This is a genomic window from uncultured Brachyspira sp. (assembly GCF_934747485.1).
Lineage (GTDB): Bacteria > Spirochaetota > Brachyspiria > Brachyspirales > Brachyspiraceae > Brachyspira.
The window spans coordinates 15,726-32,065 of record NZ_CAKVGN010000030.1; the positions used below are offsets into that span (position 1 = coordinate 15,726).

15 protein-coding genes are annotated in these 16,340 nt (G+C 31.5%); 11 read left to right on the forward strand and 4 right to left on the reverse strand.

Annotation, left to right across the window (positions count from 1 at the left end; all coding sequences use genetic code 11):
* The first annotated feature begins 74 nt into the window (after positions 1-74).
* Positions 75-371: a Trp family transcriptional regulator gene (locus Q0H31_RS06940; protein WP_295296695.1), complete on the forward strand. Its 297-nt coding sequence runs from the start codon at positions 75-77 to the stop codon at positions 369-371.
* On the opposite strand, the gene hemW is transcribed toward Q0H31_RS06940, so the two are convergent.
* The 4 genes from hemW to Q0H31_RS06960 all read right to left on the reverse strand — a co-directional run bounded on the left by hemW (position 366) and on the right by Q0H31_RS06960 (position 4,199).
* On the reverse strand, positions 366-1,493 hold the full coding sequence (gene hemW, locus Q0H31_RS06945) for a radical SAM family heme chaperone HemW (RefSeq protein ID WP_295296697.1): 1,128 nt from the start codon (positions 1,491-1,493) through the stop codon (positions 366-368). The genes Q0H31_RS06940 and hemW overlap by 6 nt on opposite strands.
* The gene (locus Q0H31_RS06950; protein WP_295296699.1) at positions 1,493-2,347 is read right to left on the reverse strand and encodes an RNA polymerase sigma factor RpoD/SigA; all 855 of its coding nucleotides are present in this window, start codon (positions 2,345-2,347) and stop codon (positions 1,493-1,495) included. The genes hemW and Q0H31_RS06950 overlap by 1 nt, the downstream gene beginning before the upstream one ends.
* 19 nt (positions 2,348-2,366) lie before the next feature.
* Complete coding sequence (gene lpxC, locus Q0H31_RS06955; protein WP_295296701.1) at positions 2,367-3,647, reverse strand: UDP-3-O-acyl-N-acetylglucosamine deacetylase; 1,281 nt, start codon at positions 3,645-3,647, stop codon at positions 2,367-2,369.
* A gap of 126 nt (positions 3,648-3,773) precedes the next feature.
* A complete protein-coding gene (locus tag Q0H31_RS06960) occupies positions 3,774-4,199 on the reverse strand; it encodes a MarR family winged helix-turn-helix transcriptional regulator (protein ID WP_295296703.1) in 426 nt (141 codons plus the stop codon).
* A gap of 211 nt (positions 4,200-4,410) precedes the next feature.
* Here Q0H31_RS06960 and Q0H31_RS06965 point away from each other — a divergent pair, with 211 nt between their 5' ends.
* From Q0H31_RS06965 to Q0H31_RS07010, 10 genes are all read left to right on the forward strand, one after another.
* The gene (locus tag Q0H31_RS06965; RefSeq protein ID WP_295296705.1) at positions 4,411-6,006 is read left to right on the forward strand and encodes a class I adenylate-forming enzyme family protein; all 1,596 of its coding nucleotides are present in this window, start codon (positions 4,411-4,413) and stop codon (positions 6,004-6,006) included.
* Positions 6,007-6,023: 17 nt separating this feature from the next.
* A complete protein-coding gene (locus Q0H31_RS06970; protein ID WP_295296707.1) occupies positions 6,024-7,616 on the forward strand; it encodes an acyl CoA:acetate/3-ketoacid CoA transferase in 1,593 nt (530 codons plus the stop codon).
* Positions 7,617-7,628: 12 nt separating this feature from the next.
* Positions 7,629-8,372, forward strand: a complete 744-nt coding sequence (gene fabG / locus Q0H31_RS06975) for a 3-oxoacyl-ACP reductase FabG (protein WP_295296709.1) — start codon at positions 7,629-7,631, stop codon at positions 8,370-8,372.
* Positions 8,373-8,402: 30 nt separating this feature from the next.
* On the forward strand, positions 8,403-9,584 hold the full coding sequence (locus tag Q0H31_RS06980) for a thiolase family protein (RefSeq protein WP_295296711.1): 1,182 nt from the start codon (positions 8,403-8,405) through the stop codon (positions 9,582-9,584).
* A gap of 10 nt (positions 9,585-9,594) precedes the next feature.
* A complete protein-coding gene (locus Q0H31_RS06985; RefSeq protein WP_366938241.1) occupies positions 9,595-10,455 on the forward strand; it encodes a 3-hydroxyacyl-CoA dehydrogenase NAD-binding domain-containing protein in 861 nt (286 codons plus the stop codon).
* Positions 10,456-10,476: 21 nt separating this feature from the next.
* The gene (locus Q0H31_RS06990; RefSeq protein ID WP_157148876.1) at positions 10,477-10,701 is read left to right on the forward strand and encodes a hypothetical protein; all 225 of its coding nucleotides are present in this window, start codon (positions 10,477-10,479) and stop codon (positions 10,699-10,701) included.
* 17 nt (positions 10,702-10,718) lie between these two features.
* Positions 10,719-12,269 carry a sodium:solute symporter family protein gene (locus Q0H31_RS06995; protein ID WP_295296717.1) on the forward strand — a complete coding sequence of 517 codons (1,551 nt, stop codon included), beginning with the start codon at positions 10,719-10,721 and terminating at the stop codon, positions 12,267-12,269.
* A 73-nt stretch (positions 12,270-12,342) separates the two neighbouring features.
* On the forward strand, positions 12,343-12,849 hold the full coding sequence (locus Q0H31_RS07000) for a hypothetical protein (RefSeq protein WP_295296719.1): 507 nt from the start codon (positions 12,343-12,345) through the stop codon (positions 12,847-12,849).
* A 34-nt stretch (positions 12,850-12,883) separates the two neighbouring features.
* Positions 12,884-14,023 (forward strand): glycerate kinase, encoded by a 1,140-nt coding sequence (locus tag Q0H31_RS07005; protein WP_295296722.1) that lies wholly within the window; start codon positions 12,884-12,886, stop codon positions 14,021-14,023.
* A 756-nt stretch (positions 14,024-14,779) separates the two neighbouring features.
* Complete coding sequence (locus Q0H31_RS07010; RefSeq protein ID WP_295296724.1) at positions 14,780-15,997, forward strand: DegT/DnrJ/EryC1/StrS aminotransferase family protein; 1,218 nt, start codon at positions 14,780-14,782, stop codon at positions 15,995-15,997.
* The last annotated feature ends 343 nt before the right edge of the window (positions 15,998-16,340 follow it).

Sequence of the window (16,340 nt, forward strand, 5' to 3'; positions counted from 1 at the left end):
TATTTGTTCTATACTTAACTATATACAAATATCATAAAAAGTATTATTATATTTAATAATATATAGGAGTATCAATGGACTTATTAGCACATATTTTAGCAGCAGAAACTGACGAGAAGTTTATTAGAAGCCTGCTTTCAGAACTTTTTACCAAAGATGAGCAGGATATGATTCAGCAAAGGCTTAGGATAGTCACCTTGCTTAGGAGGAAGATGCCTCAATATGAAATAGCAAAAAGCTTAAATGCAAGCCTTTGTTCCATTACAAGAGGAGCTAAGGAGTTAAAAAAACAAGATAGTGCTTTGGCGGTTATAGTTGATAAATACCTAATGAATAATAAAGAGTTTCAAGCATCTCTAAACAAGTCATAAAAATAATAAACTAATCTCATCTGCATAATTAAAATAATTTTTTTTTATAGATAAATATTCATCTGTTATAAGGAAATAAATTTTATTGTTTTTTATAATTGATGAATATTTGTCTTTAAAATCTTCTTTAAATAAAGTGTTATAATTATTTATATCTATGCCCTTTACAGTTCTCAATGAAAGAAATATAAACTCTTTTTTTTGTGTTTCTGTGTCTATATATTCTATTTCTCTATTAGGTTTTTTGTTTTGTTTGGTGTGTTCAATATAGTTTTTAATGTTTCTTATATTTTCGTATCTTTCGCTGTTGTAGTATCCTACAGCAGAAGCTCCTAATCCCAAATAATTTTTTAGTTTCCAGTAATTTGAGTTATGTATTGACTCATAATTATTAATAGCATAATTTGATATTTCGTATCTTATAAAGCCCAAATCTTTTAATGTGTTTGAAGATATTTCATAATATTCCACACTTTCCTCTTCTTTTGGCAGATAATCTCTCCATTTCTCTTCTAATGATTTTGTAAGCTCCAAATAATAAAGAGATATATGTTTTGTTTTGGGGAGTAATTCTAATGCTTTTAGAATGTCTTTTTTTGTTTGAAGCTTATCATTTAGAGGGAGGCCTGATATAAAGTCAAGGGATATATTTTCTATGCTAGAATTGTTTATTATTTTTAGGGCATTAATAATTTCTTCTAATTCTGTGTGCCTGTTGATTAGAGATAGAGATTTTTCATTGAATGTTTGAAGCCCTAATGATATTCTTATATTTTCTATACTTTCTAAAAAACTAATATATTCACTGTTTATATCATTAATGTTTGACTCTATTGTTATTTCTTTTATTAGTTTTATGTCTTGATAATTTTTGAGAATATTTAATATGTTGTCTAGCAAATATTTTAGTAAATTAGCGTTTAATACTGAAGGAGTGCCTCCTCCAAAGTATATTGTATTTATTTCTTCATTATAATCTTTTATTCTTAGTTTTAATTCTAATATAAGTGCTTCTATGTAGTTTTTATATATTTCTATATTATTCATATTAACGACAGAATAAAAATTACAGTAACTACATTTGTATGTGCAAAAGGGTATATGTATATAAAGACCTGACATTAGTTTAAGAAATCTTTAAGAGAGTTATATCTTTTGGAGTGCATTTTTTTAAGAGCCTTTTTTTCTATCTGTCTTATGCGTTCTTTGGTGAATGAATACTTCTCTCCAATTTCTTTTAAAGTTTTTTTCTCTTGGTCAAGACCGTATCTTGCATTGATTATCTCTTTTTCTATATCAGAAAGCTCTTCCATTGCTATTTTTAATTCTTCAGTAAGCTCTTTGTCAGATAAAATATCTTCTACAGTTTTGCTGTTTTTATCTTCAACCACATCAGCTAATCTGTCTTTAACGCCGTCCATATTAAAATCTTTTTCAAGCGACACATATTCATTATTCATCGCCATAATATTTCTAATTTCTTTAGGCTCTTTTTTTAATATGGAAGCCAAATCCTCAACATCGGGCATATGTCCAGTTTTGTAGTAGCATTGATGAACAGCCCTCTCCAAATCCACCAAATCCATAGCCTTGTTCAAAGGAAGTCTTATAAGTCTTGATTTTTCATTGATAGCCCTCAATATGCTTTGCCTAATCCAATAAACCGCATAAGAAATAAAATGATATCCCTTGTCAGGGTCAAATCTGTCGGTTGCTATTATAAGTCCTAAATTGCCTTCCCCTATTAAATCTTCTAAAAGCAAACCGCTGTTTTTATACTGCTTGGCAATGCTTATTACAAACCTTAAATTGCTTCTTATAAGTTTAGCCCTCGCCTGAGAATCGCCTTTTTTTAATCTTTGAGTTAATTCAATTTCTTCTTCCCTTGTAAGAAGCTTCTCCCTCTTGGCATCTGCAAAATATAAAGATATATTATTATTTTCTTCTAAATTAGTCTTTGTTCTACTATTTGGCATCTAATTTTATGCTATCCTTTTATAAGTATCTATTAGCAAGATCATGTACTACAGAATGATTAAAGGAATGTGAAGATTTATTAGCCTTAACCTTTCCTATTATAGGTCTTCCTAATATATACAAGTCTCCTATTATATCTAAAATCTTATGTCTTACAAATTCATTATCGAAATGAAGTTTAGTATTAATTACTTTACCGTCGCTAAGAAGTATATGACTTCCTATCATACCGCTTCCAGCCATACCCATCTTCTGAGCATAATCAATATTGTCTATAGTGTTAAAAGACCTAGCCTTTCCCACTTCATCAATAAATTGGTCGAAATTGTCAAACTTGTATGTATACTCCTGAACGCCGATTGTTCCTGCAAAATCTATACGCAAACTCACCTCAAGCCCATTATATGGAGAGAGTATTATATAAGTTTCATTATCATTCACGTTTCCATAGGTGAGAGTTTCATCTATCACTATAGGCTCTATATAATCATCTTGCTCAACAAAACCCGCCTCTCTCAAAGCCTCGCAAAATACCAAAGCAGAACCATCAACATTAGGCACTTCTCCGTCGCATTTTACTATTAAATTTGTTATACCCATCATATGAAGTGCTGCCAAGAAATGCTCTGTTGTTTTTATATATCTGTTCCCTGCCACCAATGCTGTAGAGTTTACCGCTCCGGATTTATCTTTTGAAAGTATGTTGGTATGGTCTAATTTTATTTGGGTGTTTGTATTAATATCTACAAAAACAATTCCTGTATTAACTTCAGCAGGCACTAAAGTGAGAGCTGTTTTTCTTCCCTCCATTAATGCAAAGCCGCTTACTACAATACTTTTAGCAATAGTTCTTTGTTTAACTTTATATTTGTTGTTAGATTTATGATTATGTGTATTGCTGTTGTTTGAGGTATTATTTTCTATACTGTTTTCATTTTTCTTAAAAACTTCATCGCATGAAGATAATAGTTTGCTTATGCTAATAGGTTTTTCTAAAAAATCATAAGCCCCCATTTTGGTAGCCCTTACCGCTGTCTCTACACCAGCATGTCCGCTCATCATAATAACAACAGTATCAGGATATTTATCTTTTATGTTTGATAATATATCCAAGCCGTCTACATTCGGAAGCCATACATCTAAAAATACTAAATCTATTTTTTTATTATTAAATATCTTTAAAGCTTCCTCATAACTGTTTGCTATATCAACGTCATAGCTCTCATCTTCTAATACATTCTTACAAGTATTTAAAATATCTTCTTCATCATCTATTATTAATACGCTATTTTTTCTCATAATTCAATTTTCCTACTCAGATATAATATTATATTAATAATATAAAATCAATATATTATATGTATAAATTATCGGAATTATGTTTAATAATATATATATTTATAGTGTTTCGATATTTTATATTACTTATTTATTAGATTTTCCTAATTTTTTAAGTAAAGTAATTAATTGCTCACTTTCTTCATCTGTCAAAGGATTCAATTTTTCTAAAAAATCGGCATGTATAGGAAATATATTTTGCATAACTTTTTTTCCTGTTTTAGTCAAAGATATCTCTACAAATCTTTTATCTAATTCTCCTTCTTTTTTTGAAATATAGCCTCTTTTTATAAGTTTATCTATTGTGTATGCTGTCGTAGCTGTAGTTAATAATATTTTTTCGGACAGTTCCTGTACATTCACAACGCTTTTTTTGTTATATAAATATTCTAAAGCTCCAAACTCACTTCCTGAAAAACCTAAAGATTTTATATTTGCTTTTACTTTTTTGATATATGCATTATGAGCTTTAGATAAAATTACAACAAGTTTTAAACTATTATTAGTATTCATATAAAGCTTCCTAAAATATTTTTTTGAATTATATAAAAAAATATTTAATTTGTCAAAATAAATTTTTCTATAAATTAAAATTAATGAAAATATTTTATGAAATTCAATATTTTATTGACAATGAAATATTTTTTGACTATATTATATATAAATCAATTAGAATTCTAATTGATTTATATGTAATTATCCTTAAGCATATGTGAGGTATTTTATGATATCTGGTAATTCATTTTGGGATGATAATATAAAAAGCGGCATGGAATACATATCAATAGGCAATAAAGAAGTATATACGTATAAAGAAGCCTCTAAGAGTATGTATGACATATTATTAAGCAGTGCTTGTAAATATAAAGATAAAATAGGGATAGTTGATAGCTGCGGCAAGGGATATTCATATAATCAATTATTAAATCTTGTAGATGAGTTTGCTTGTTATTTGTCTAAGAGTATGAGCAAAGCAAGTAAAGTTGGTATATTATTATCTAACAGAGTAGAGTTTTGTATTAGCATTATGGCATTATCCAAATTGGCTTGTGTTTCTGTAATTTTTCCATCTAAGTATAAGGCATCTGAGGTAAAGTCATTATATGATAAGATTCATATAGATTGTTTAATAGTAGAAGATTCATATTTAGATTATTTTTCTGATGAAGAGAAATTGAATAAAGTAGTATGTGAAAGCAGCGGTGAGTATGGTTTTCATTACATATATAACAGCAGTTTATCATTTCATAATGAAGAAGTTATTTCAAGAGATTTACATGATGATGCCATTATAATGTTTACTTCAGGCACTACTTCTAAGAGCAAGGCTGTATTATTAAAGAATTACAATTTAGTTCATGCCATTATAAGTTATAATAGGATTTTATCTATCACAGAGAAAGATATATCTATAATAGCTACGCCAATTTATCATATAACAGGTATTATAGCATTGTTTGGTCTTTTTATTTATTCTGGGGGGCTTTTATTTTTAAAGAAATCATTCAATGCCAAAGAGGTATTAGACACTGTATTAGCGAATAATGTTACATTTATACATGCCTCTCCTACTGTATTTTCTCTTCTTATAGAGTTAATGGATAATTATCCATCTCTTCCGAGTTTAAGGAGTTTTGCTTGCGGAAGCAGCAATATGACGCCTAATAATATTTTAAAAATAAAAGAGTGGCTTCCTCAAGTAGATTTTCATACTGTATATGGTTTAACAGAGACATCTTCTCCGGGCACTATATTTCCTATAGGTGCGGCAGACAGCAAGTATATAGGCTCATCTGGATTACCTATACCGGGTTTTGATATAAAGATAGTAGATGAAGAGTTTAAAGAATGTAAGTTTGGTGAAATTGGTGAGATATGTGTGAGGGGGGCTGTGGTATTGGAGAGGTATTACAATTTAGATAGCGACAGCATAGTAGATGGCTGGTTAAAGACTGGGGATATAGGATATTTAAATGAAGATGGGTATTTATATGTGGTAGATAGGAAAAAAGATTTAATTAATAAGGGGGGAGAGAAGATTTGCAGTTTTGATGTTGAAAATGAGATATCTAAGATTGAGGGGGTATTAGAGTCTGCGGTGGTGGCGAGATTAGATGATAAATACGGAGAGGTTCCGGTTGCTATGGTAAAACTCATGTCTGGATATAGTTATAGTTATGAGGATTTTTATAAGATTTTAATTAATAACTTAGCTAAATATAAAGTTCCTGTAGACATTATATTTACAGATGAGTTGCCAAAAACTGCGAATGGAAAAGTAGACAAAAAAGAAATAAAAAAAATTTTTAATAATAAATAAAAAAAGGAAAGGATTGTATGTTAAAAAATAATTTCATAACAGCACAAGAAGCAGCAGAAATAGTTGAGGATAATAAGACTATATGTACTATAGGTATGACATTAGTAAGTGCCAGCGAATCTATATTAAAGGCTTTAGAGAAGAGGTTTTTAGAGACTAAGCATCCTGGCAATCTTACTTTATTACATTCTTGTGGACAGAGTGATAGAAAAGATGGTATACAGCATTTTGCTCATGAAGGATTTGTTACAAGGATTATCGGTTCGCATTGGGGATTGCAGCCTAGATGGATGGAGATGATTGCTAACAATAAAGTAGATGCTTATTGTATGCCTCAAGGACAGATAGCACAGCTTTACAGGAGCATGGCTTGCGGTTTACCCGGTAAGATATCTAAGGTTGGTTTAAAGACATTTGTTGATCCTCGAGTAGAGGGCGGAAAGATGAACGAGAGAACTAAGAAGCTTAATGAAGATATGTCTGAAATTATTATGATAGATAATGAAGAGTATATGTTATACAAATCTATACCTATAGATTATTGTATAATAAGGGGAACTGTATGCGATGAGATGGGTAATTTGACAACAGACGAAGAGGCTATGAAGTTAGAAGTATTGCCTGCTGTGTTGGCTACAAAGAGATTTGGGGGCAAGGTAATAGCACAAGTTAAGCATGTTGCAGAAACAGGAACATTAAATCCAAAGAGTGTTACAGTACCGGGAGTATTTATAGACCATGTAGTAGTTTGTGATAATCCATTTGAAGACCATAGACAAACATCTTCTTGGTATTTTGATCCGTCTTATTGCGGTCAATTAAGAGCACCTCAAAGCAATATTCAGCCGTTAGAGTTTAGTGTTAGGAAGTTTATAGGACGCAGGGCTTGTATGGAAATAAAGGCTGGAGATATTATCAATTTAGGAACTGGGATACCAAATGATGTTGTAGGAAAGATATGTAATGAAGAGGGGGTTGCTGATGATATTATGATTACGGTAGAGTCTGGAATATACGGAGGGGTACAGGCTAGCGGAATAGATTTTGGTATAGGGAAGAATTTATATGCAATGATTACGCATCATGAACAGATGGATTATTATAATGGAGCGGGGGTTGATGTTACATTTATGGGGGCTGGCGAATTGGATCAATATGGAAATGTTAATTCTACGAAGATGGGAGACAGATGTACTGGGGCTGGAGGTTTTATAGATATTACTCAAAATGCTAAAAAAGTTGTATTTTGTGCTACTTTTACGGCTTCAGGATGTGAGTATTCTTTTGAGAACAATCAATTAAAGATAGTGAAAGAGGGCAAGATTAGGAAGATGGTTTCTAAGGTTGGGCAGATATCTTTTAATGGGGAGATTGCTAGGGCTAAGGGACAGAAGGTTGTTTTTGTAACGGAGAGGGCTGTATTTGAGATAGTGAAAGAGGGGGTTGTTCTTACAGAGATAGCACCGGGTATAGATTTACAAAAGGATATATTGGAGCTTATGGATTTCAAGCCTATTATTGCTGAGAATTTAAAAGTAATGGATTTAGATTTATTTAATATAGAAGGTAAATCTAATTTAAAAGATAAAATTATTAATAATAAAAAATAGGGGGTATTAGATATGTCTAAGATTTTAGATGGTAAAGTAGCCATAGTTACAGGTTCTGGAAGAGGATTAGGAAAGGGAATAGCAAAGAAATTAGCTGAGAAGGGGGCTAAGGTTATAGTTTCAGATGTGATTATGGAGAATGCCAAAGAATGTGTTGATGAGATAAAGAGAGATGGAGGAGAGGCTTTATGTGTTGCTTGCAATATTGCAAAATTAGAAGATGTTTGCAATATATATGCTGTTGCTATTAAAGAATACGGCAGTGTTGATATAGTTGTAAACAATGCGGGTATTAATAAAGATGCCATGCTTCATAAGATGACAGATGAGCAGTGGGATAATGTTATAGCTATTAATTTAACAGGAACTTTTTATATGACCAGAGAGGCTGCAAAGATAATGAGAGAGAAAGGATATGGAAGGATTATTAATATTTCTTCTATGAGCTGGCTTGGCAATATTGGTCAGGCTAATTATGCTGCTTCTAAGGCTGGAGTTATTGGGGTTACTAAGACTGCTGCTAGAGAATTGGCTTCTAAGGGTATAACTTGCAATGCTATTTGTCCTGGTTTTATAGAGACAGATATGACAAGAGGCGTACCAGAGAAGGTTTGGGATATAATGATTAGCAAGATACCTGCAGGAAGGGCTGGAAGTGCTGAAGATGTTGGAAATATGGTTGCGTTTTTAGCATCTGATGAGGCTTCTTACATAAACGGTCAGATAATAGAAGTTAGCGGTGGAATGATATTATAATTTTATATAAATATAAAGGAGTTAACTATTATGAATAAAAAAATTGTATTAATTAGCGGGGTAAGAACTGCTATAGGTGAGTTTATGGGAGGACTTAGCTCTATAAATCAGATAGATTTAGGAGGTATTGTTATTAAAGAGGCTGTAAATAGAGCTAAGATATCCAAAGAGAAAGTAGATGAGGTTATAGTTGGTAATGTAGGACAGATAGCTGACAGCGGATTTATAGCAAGAGCTGCGATGTTTAAAGCTGGATTAGAAAAAGAAACTACAGCATACAGCGTTAATAGACAATGCGGAAGCGGATTACAAGCTATAGTAGATGGGGCTTTAGAGATAATGACTGGAAATTCTAATGTTGTAGTTGCATGCGGTACAGAGAATATGTCAAGACTTCCATATTATGTTACTAATGTTAGAGGCGGCTATAGAATGGGACATCAGCAATTGGAAGACGGACTTATAGATATATTGACTTGGCCTTTAGGACCTTTTCATAATGGTACTACTGCTGAGAATGTTGCTGATAAGTATTCAATAAGCAGAGAGGATCAAGATAAGTTTGCTTTATCTAGTCAGGAGAAGATGATAAAGGCACAAGATGAAGGTAAGTTTAAAGAAGAAATAATACCAGTAGAAGTAAAAACAAAAAAAGAAACTATGATTATAGATACAGATGAGCACCCTAAGAGAGGACTTACTTTAGAAAAGTTATCTAAGTTAAAGGCTGCTTTTAGAGAGAATGGTTCTGTTACTGCGGGTAATTCATCTGGTATAAATGACGGGGCTGCTGCTGTGGTATTAACTACTGAAGATATGGCTAAGGAATTGGGAGCTAAACCTTTGATGGAGTTTGTGGGTTATGCTGTGGCTGGTAATGAGGCTGAGTTGATGGGTTTTGGTCCTGCTTTGTCTACTAAGAAATTATTGAAAAAACTTAATATGAGTATTAAAGATATTGATTTGGTAGAATTAAATGAGGCATTTGCTTCTCAGAGCTTAGCAGTTATTAGAGACCTCGGCTTAGATGAAAGTATAGTTAATGTTAATGGCGGGGCTATATCTCATGGACACCCTGTTGGTGCTACTGGCTGTATATTGACTGTAAAAATGATGCATGAGATGAAGAGAAGAAAATCTGAGTTGGGTTTAATAAGTATGTGTATAGGCGGCGGTCAAGGAATTTCTGCTATATTTAGAAATTTACAATAATAAATACTTATTGGGAGTACAAATAATGGAAAAGAAAGTTTCTGTTATAGGTTCAGGGTTAATGGGCAGCGGAATAGCTCAGGTATTTGCATATTCTGGATTTAATACTGTTTTGATTGATATTAAAGAAAGTTTTGTAGAGAATGCTTTGAGTAAAATAGAAAAACAATTAGAACGTATGGTAGAAAAAAATAAATGTTCTAATGATGAGAAAAATGCTGTTTTATCAAGAATCAAAATTTCTACTAACTATGATGATGCTAAAGATAGTGAGTTGGTTGTAGAGGCTGTAAATGAGAATATTGAGATAAAAAAAGATGTTTTTAGGAAGTTAGATAGTATATGTAATAAAGAAACAATACTCGCTTCTAATACTTCTACTTTATCTATAGCTTCTTTGGCATCTGTAACTAACAGAGCAGATAAAGTGATAGGTATGCATTTTTTTATTCCGGCACCTGTGATGAAATTGGTTGAGATAATACCTTCTATTAATACTTCATTGGAAACTTTAAATTTTATTAAAGATGTATCTGATAAACTTAATAAAGTTTCTGTAACAGCGAAAGATTTTCCGGGCTTTATTGTTAATAGAATATTTGTTCCTATGTGGAATGAAGCTATGTTTTTAGTTATGGAAGGCATAGACCCAAAAGATATAGACAATGCCATGAAATATGGAGCTAATTTACCTATGGGACCTTTGGAGTTGGCAGATTTTGCTGGGCTTGATACGGTGCTTTCTGTAATGAATACGTTATATGATGGGTTTAAAGATTCCAAATTTAGACCATGTCCTCTTCTTGTCAAAAAAGTAGAATCCGGTAATTTGGGAAGAAAAACAGGAAAAGGATTTTATGATTATAAATAAACATTATTCAAGGATATTATTATGAAGAAAAGTACAAAAATATTGTTTATACTATTTAATATTTGCTATTTTTTATTTGACTATGTAATAGTAACAATTATACCTAATCCTATTTTATTTGGGTGGCTGCCGCTTCAGCTTTGTATATTGTTATTCTTGCCTGTACCTGCTTCTATAGTTTGGGGATTGTATTTTAATGCATTCTTTAAAACGCAAGAGCATGTTAATTATTCAAAAAAACAATAATTTAGGAGAAAAAAACTATGATAAATTCAATTCTTATTTCTATTGGTATATTAATATATTCAGTATTTATAGTTTTTCATGGATTTAGAACTTTTAAAACTACTAGTAAATCTTCTGAAAGTTTTTTTACTGCTAATAGAGGATTAAATCCGTTTATATTGTTATGTACTACTTCTATATCTGTATTTTCTGCTTTAGCTTTTTATGGAGCTCCTGCTGGAATTTATAGAGACGGTATAGGGTTCTATTCTAACACAGGCGGAATGGTAGCCGGTTTAATGTTCGTAATACTTGGATATAGATTATGGATATTAGGTAAAGAATATGGTTACAGCACTCCTGTTGATTTCTTGAGGTCTAGATTTTATTCTGAGTTTTACGGCATATTGATAGCTTTAGTATTAATAATATTTATAGTTCCTTATGTAGCAATGCAATTAATAGCTATAGGCGATGCTGTAGTTGTAACTACTAATAGCTTAGTTCCTTATGTAATAGCTGTTGCTGTTGGTACTATAGTAGTATCATTACATATTATAGGCGGCGGTATGGGCGGCGTAGCTTGGATGGATACTTTCCACATGATATTGGGATTCGGTACTTTAATAGTATTAATTTCATATCTTACTATCAAACATTTCCCTGACGGCGGATTTGCTCAAGCTGTAAAAATTATTATGGAAAATACTGAGACTGCTTCTATTTTATCTATGCCAGGACCTAGAGGTACTTTTAATTGGCAGGGTATGATAGGTAATGCTTTAACTGGAGCTATAGCTACTGTTGTATGGCCGCATATATTTATGAGAACTTTTGTAGCTGCTAACAAAGATAATTTCAGACAAATGTCTTGGGCTATGCCTTTATCATATGTTTTGGTTTATACTCCTATAGTGCTTATAGGTGCTATATTAGCTCCTGCTATATTAGGTCCTAATTTCCCTAAACCTGACAATGTTGTAGCTGTTTTATCTACACAATATGCTCCGCCTCTTGTATCTTTCATATCTTTATTATGTTTGTTTGCATTTGGTGTATCTACTGCTGACTCTTTATTGTTATCTGCTTCTGCTATTGCTTCAAGGGATATTTATTTGCATAAATTTAAAAATGATGTTGCTACTTCTTCTAAAGATGTTGTAACTTTCGGCAGAATAGTATTGTTTGGATTAATGATTATAACTTTAGTGATTGTAGCTATAAGACCTGCTTCTATTACAGATTATGCTTATAAATTGTCTTCTCCTTTCTTTGCTCAAATACTTCCTGAAACTGTGGGAGGATTATTCTGGAGAAGAAGCACTAAAGAAGGTGCTATAATTGGTACTATAGGCGGATTAATAACTGCAATAGTATTTACATTCTTTGTAGCTCCGCCTTTAGGTTTCTCTGCTCTTATATGGGCTTTGGTTGTTAATACTATTTTATTTGTAGCAGTTAGTCTTGTTACTAAATGTCCTGAAGAAGTTGTAGTGAAATTCCATAATAGATTAGATTCTATTATATATTCTGGTGCTGAAACTTCTTCTGTAACTGAAGATTCTTTAGCTAACATAGTAAATAAATAATAATTAATACACAGAGTAGATGCAAAAACAAAAATTTGCATCTATTCTGTAATTATAATATTATGGTAAGTTTATGAGAAAAGATATTGACAATATAATGACTTTTAGTGTTTATGGTATAAAAATCAAACATCCTAATAATTGGGATATATTTATCAATAATCAGATGCCTTTTAAATTTGATAATGGTTTTGTAAAGATTGATTCTTCTGCTGTAAAGAAAAATGATTCGAGTATGATTTTAAGATGGATAAAAAGCTGTAAGATTAATTCTATTGATGACTATATAACTGAATATAAAAGGCAGTTTAATGTTAAAAATAAGAAGTATAAAAATGATTCATATCAATTATTAGAATTAGAAAAAATAAATGATAATATGTATTTTTCTTGGTCGAGGATTACGGCAAATCATAGTATTTTTAGAATATTAAAAAACAATGAAACTTTTGATTCTTTGCAATTGTCATTTTTTGATGTTAATACAGGAAGATTAGTAATACAAACTATAACTACAAGTAATATAGATACTAAATTTGAATATTATAAAGATATTTTATTGCAATTAGAATGTGAATAACAAAAAAAAAAATTTAACATTAGGATATTTATTTATGAATAAGATAATAATAATACCAGATTCATTTAAAGGAAGTGCGAGCAGTTTAGAGGTTGCTGAATGTATAGAGAGGGGGGTATTAAAAGTATTAAAAGATGCTGTTATAAAGAAGATTCCAATAGCAGACGGAGGGGAAGGCACTGTAGAGAGTGTGATTTATGCTGCTGGGGGAGAGTTTATAAGAGTTGATGTAAAGAACCCTTTAGGCAAAACTGTTAATGCTAAGTATGGATTAATTAATAAAAGTCAGGCGGTTATAGAGATGGCAGAGGCTTCCGGAATTACATTAGTGAGTGAGAAAGAGAGAAACCCTTTAAAATCTTCTACCTATGGAACGGGGGAGCTTATAAGAGATGCTATTAAGAGAGGGGTTAAAGAGATACTTATTGGAATTGGCGGAAGTGCTACTAACGATTGCGGTATTGGAATGGCTAATGCTTTGGGGTATAGATTTTTAGATGAAAACGGTAAAGAGCTTGAGAGTATTGCTGAGAACATGATAAAAGTAAAAAGCATAGATGACAGTAATGTTGATAAAAGACTTTTTGACATAAAAATAAATGTGGCCTCTGATGTTAAGAATGTGCTTTATGGAGAAGATGGAGCTACTGCTATATACGGCAAACAAAAGGGTGTTACTAAAGAGAGTTTTGATGTGCTTGATGATGGGCTTAAAAATATTGCTAAGCTAATAAAAGAAAAATATAAAAAAGAAATTGACTTTATAGAGGGTGCTGGTGCTGCCGGAGGTTTAGGAGGCGGGCTTATTGGTTTTTGTAATGCGGAGATTAAAAGCGGAATTGACGCTATGCTTGATATAATTAATTTTGAGAAAGAGCTTGAAGGAGCTTCTTTGGTTATTACAGGAGAGGGAGCTATTGACGGGCAGACAAAAAAGGGAAAGGTTCCTGTGGGTGTTGCAAGAAGGGTAAAAAAATTAAACAAAGATATTTCTGTTATTGCTATAGTTGGCGATATTAGAGATGGTGCTGAGGCAGTTTATGAGATGGGTATAGATTCCATTATGCCTGCTTTAAAGAGAGCTATGCCGCTTGAGGAGGCAATTGCTAATTCTAAGGTTTTGATAGAAGATGCTTCCGAGAGGGCTTTGAGGTTTATTACTATTAATATATGAAAAATTGTATTTAGCTGTTTGCATATAGGTTTTGTTGTAGTTTTTTTGCCTATATGCAATGGCTCTTAATTTTTTATTTTATTTCAAAAAAATTATTTATTATCATTTTATAAGTGTTATTTATAATTTATAAAAATATAATCACTTTAATACTTACTAAAGATTTTTGTATTTTTTGAATTTCTATTTTGAAGTTAATATTTGCAGGGACTAGACATACGAGCTGTAGCACCTTTCCGCACGATATAACCTCTTATTAACATGTATATTTTATGCGTGCGGGTTGTTATGTTTTTTATTATTTGTGGTGGCTTTGCCCCCATACCCCCAGTTCTTTTGCTGCCGCAAAGAACCAAAAAGGCTGCATTCAATAAATTATAGCTTTTTATATATTCAAAAAAGCTAAAGCACTTGCGTTTTCGCGAAGCGTGCCCGAATAGTGAAAACTTTGACAAAGTCCGCAAAGCTAAGGCGGGAAAAAGTTGATAATTATAATTTATAAAAATATAATCACTTTAACACTTACTAAAGATTTTTGTATTTTTTGAATTTCTATTTTGAAGTTAATATTTACGGGGGCTATCCCCCTCAAATAAAAAACTTAAAAATTATATTAATAATCTAAATACTACATTATTGATTTTATATTTTTTAGATTTATAATAGTAAACATAATTTAATTAACATATTTATTTAAAATTATATAATAAATTATAATAAAATAGTAAGATAATAAAATAATAAGGAAACACAACAATGAACAAAATTATACCTTTCTCGCCGCCTGATATTACAGATAATGAAATTGAGGCTGTAGTTAATGTTTTAAAATCCGGCTGGATTACTAGCGGACCTGTAAACAAAGGGCTTGAAGAGGAGCTTTCTAAATATATAAACGTTAAGAGGGTAAAGCTTTTATCCAGTGCTACTATGGCTATGGAGCTTGTTTTAAAAATATTTGGCGTTACTGAGGGCGATGAGGTGATAGTGCCTGCGTATACTTATGCTTCTACTGCTAATGTGGCTATACATTTAGGGGCTAAGGTTGTATTTATTGATGCGGCTGATAATGACTTTAATATAGATTTGGAAAAACTTGAAAATGCTATTACAAGTAAAACAAAAGCTGTTATTGCTGTTGATGTTGGCGGTAAGCCTTGTGATTATGACGGCATTATAAAAATACTCGAAAAGAAAAAAGATTTATTTACTCCATTAAATACAAATAAATATCAAAAGCAATTAAACAGGGCTTTATTTTTGCTTGATGCTGCTCATTCTATTGGTGCTATCTATAAAGGAAATAGGGTAGGCTCTCAGGCTGATTTTTCTTCTTTCTCATTTCATGCTGTAAAGAATGTTACAACTGCTGAGGGTGGGGCTTTGAGTTTTAATGATATTGGAGATATTAACGCTGATGAGATTTACAAAGAAGTGTCTGTTTGGGCTTTGAATGGTCAGAATAAAAGTGCTTTAGATAAAACAAAATTAGGAAGCTGGAGATATGATATTGAGGTTGCTGGCTATAAGTGCAATATGAGCGATATTCATGCGGCTATTGGTTTATCGCAATTAAGAAGATATGATGAGATGATTAAAAACAGAAAAAACATTGTGAATATATATAACAGTGTTTTGGGAGCGAGCAAAAAAGTTATACTTCCTGTTTTTAAAGACGATGAGGCTGAATCATCTTATCATTTGTATTTGATGAGAATTAAGGATTATGAGGAGGCTGATAGGGATTTACTTATAGAAAATATGTCAAAACTTGGTATAGTGCTTAATGTGCATTATTTGCCTCTTCCTTTTCACAATGCATATAATGTTTATAAGGATTATGCGGATAATAATTATATAAATGCTTTTAATTTGTATAAGAATGAAGTAACTTTGCCATTATACAGCACACTTAAAGAGGAGGACGCTTTATATATTGCGAAGAATGTTTTTAGGTATTTGGAGAGCAACTGAGCTTAGGAAGAAGCGGTTGTGTTTTTTAGTATATATTAAATAACTATAATTTATGTCTTTGTTTTTATTCAACTTTTTCCCGCCGCAAAAAGTTGCAAAAAATGCAAGTGTTTTAGCTTTATATATTTGGAGTATATAAAATAATATTTATATTTTGTTATAAATAAAAAGCTATATTTTATGAAATGCAGTCTTTTTGGTTCTTTGCGGCAGCAAAAGAACTGGGGGAGCGGGGGCTAGCCCCTGCAAATAAAAAAAGATAAAAATTTTTTAGTATATATTAAATAACTATAATTTATGTCTTTGTTTTTATTCAACTTTTTCCCGCCGCAAAAAGTTGCAA

Coding starts and splice junctions, on each gene's coding strand:
- Q0H31_RS06940 (WP_295296695.1), top strand. CDS start 75: ATGGACTTATTAGCACATATTTTAGCAGCAGAAACTGACGAGAAGTTT.
- hemW (WP_295296697.1), bottom strand. CDS start 1,493: ATGTCAGGTCTTTATATACATATACCCTTTTGCACATACAAATGTAGT.
- Q0H31_RS06950 (WP_295296699.1), bottom strand. CDS start 2,347: ATGCCAAATAGTAGAACAAAGACTAATTTAGAAGAAAATAATAATATA.
- lpxC (WP_295296701.1), bottom strand. CDS start 3,647: ATGAGAAAAAATAGCGTATTAATAATAGATGATGAAGAAGATATTTTA.
- Q0H31_RS06960 (WP_295296703.1), bottom strand. CDS start 4,199: ATGAATACTAATAATAGTTTAAAACTTGTTGTAATTTTATCTAAAGCT.
- Q0H31_RS06965 (WP_295296705.1), top strand. CDS start 4,411: ATGATATCTGGTAATTCATTTTGGGATGATAATATAAAAAGCGGCATG.
- Q0H31_RS06970 (WP_295296707.1), top strand. CDS start 6,024: ATGTTAAAAAATAATTTCATAACAGCACAAGAAGCAGCAGAAATAGTT.
- fabG (WP_295296709.1), top strand. CDS start 7,629: ATGTCTAAGATTTTAGATGGTAAAGTAGCCATAGTTACAGGTTCTGGA.
- Q0H31_RS06980 (WP_295296711.1), top strand. CDS start 8,403: ATGAATAAAAAAATTGTATTAATTAGCGGGGTAAGAACTGCTATAGGT.
- Q0H31_RS06990 (WP_157148876.1), top strand. CDS start 10,477: ATGAAGAAAAGTACAAAAATATTGTTTATACTATTTAATATTTGCTAT.
- Q0H31_RS06995 (WP_295296717.1), top strand. CDS start 10,719: ATGATAAATTCAATTCTTATTTCTATTGGTATATTAATATATTCAGTA.
- Q0H31_RS07000 (WP_295296719.1), top strand. CDS start 12,343: ATGAGAAAAGATATTGACAATATAATGACTTTTAGTGTTTATGGTATA.
- Q0H31_RS07005 (WP_295296722.1), top strand. CDS start 12,884: ATGAATAAGATAATAATAATACCAGATTCATTTAAAGGAAGTGCGAGC.
- Q0H31_RS07010 (WP_295296724.1), top strand. CDS start 14,780: ATGAACAAAATTATACCTTTCTCGCCGCCTGATATTACAGATAATGAA.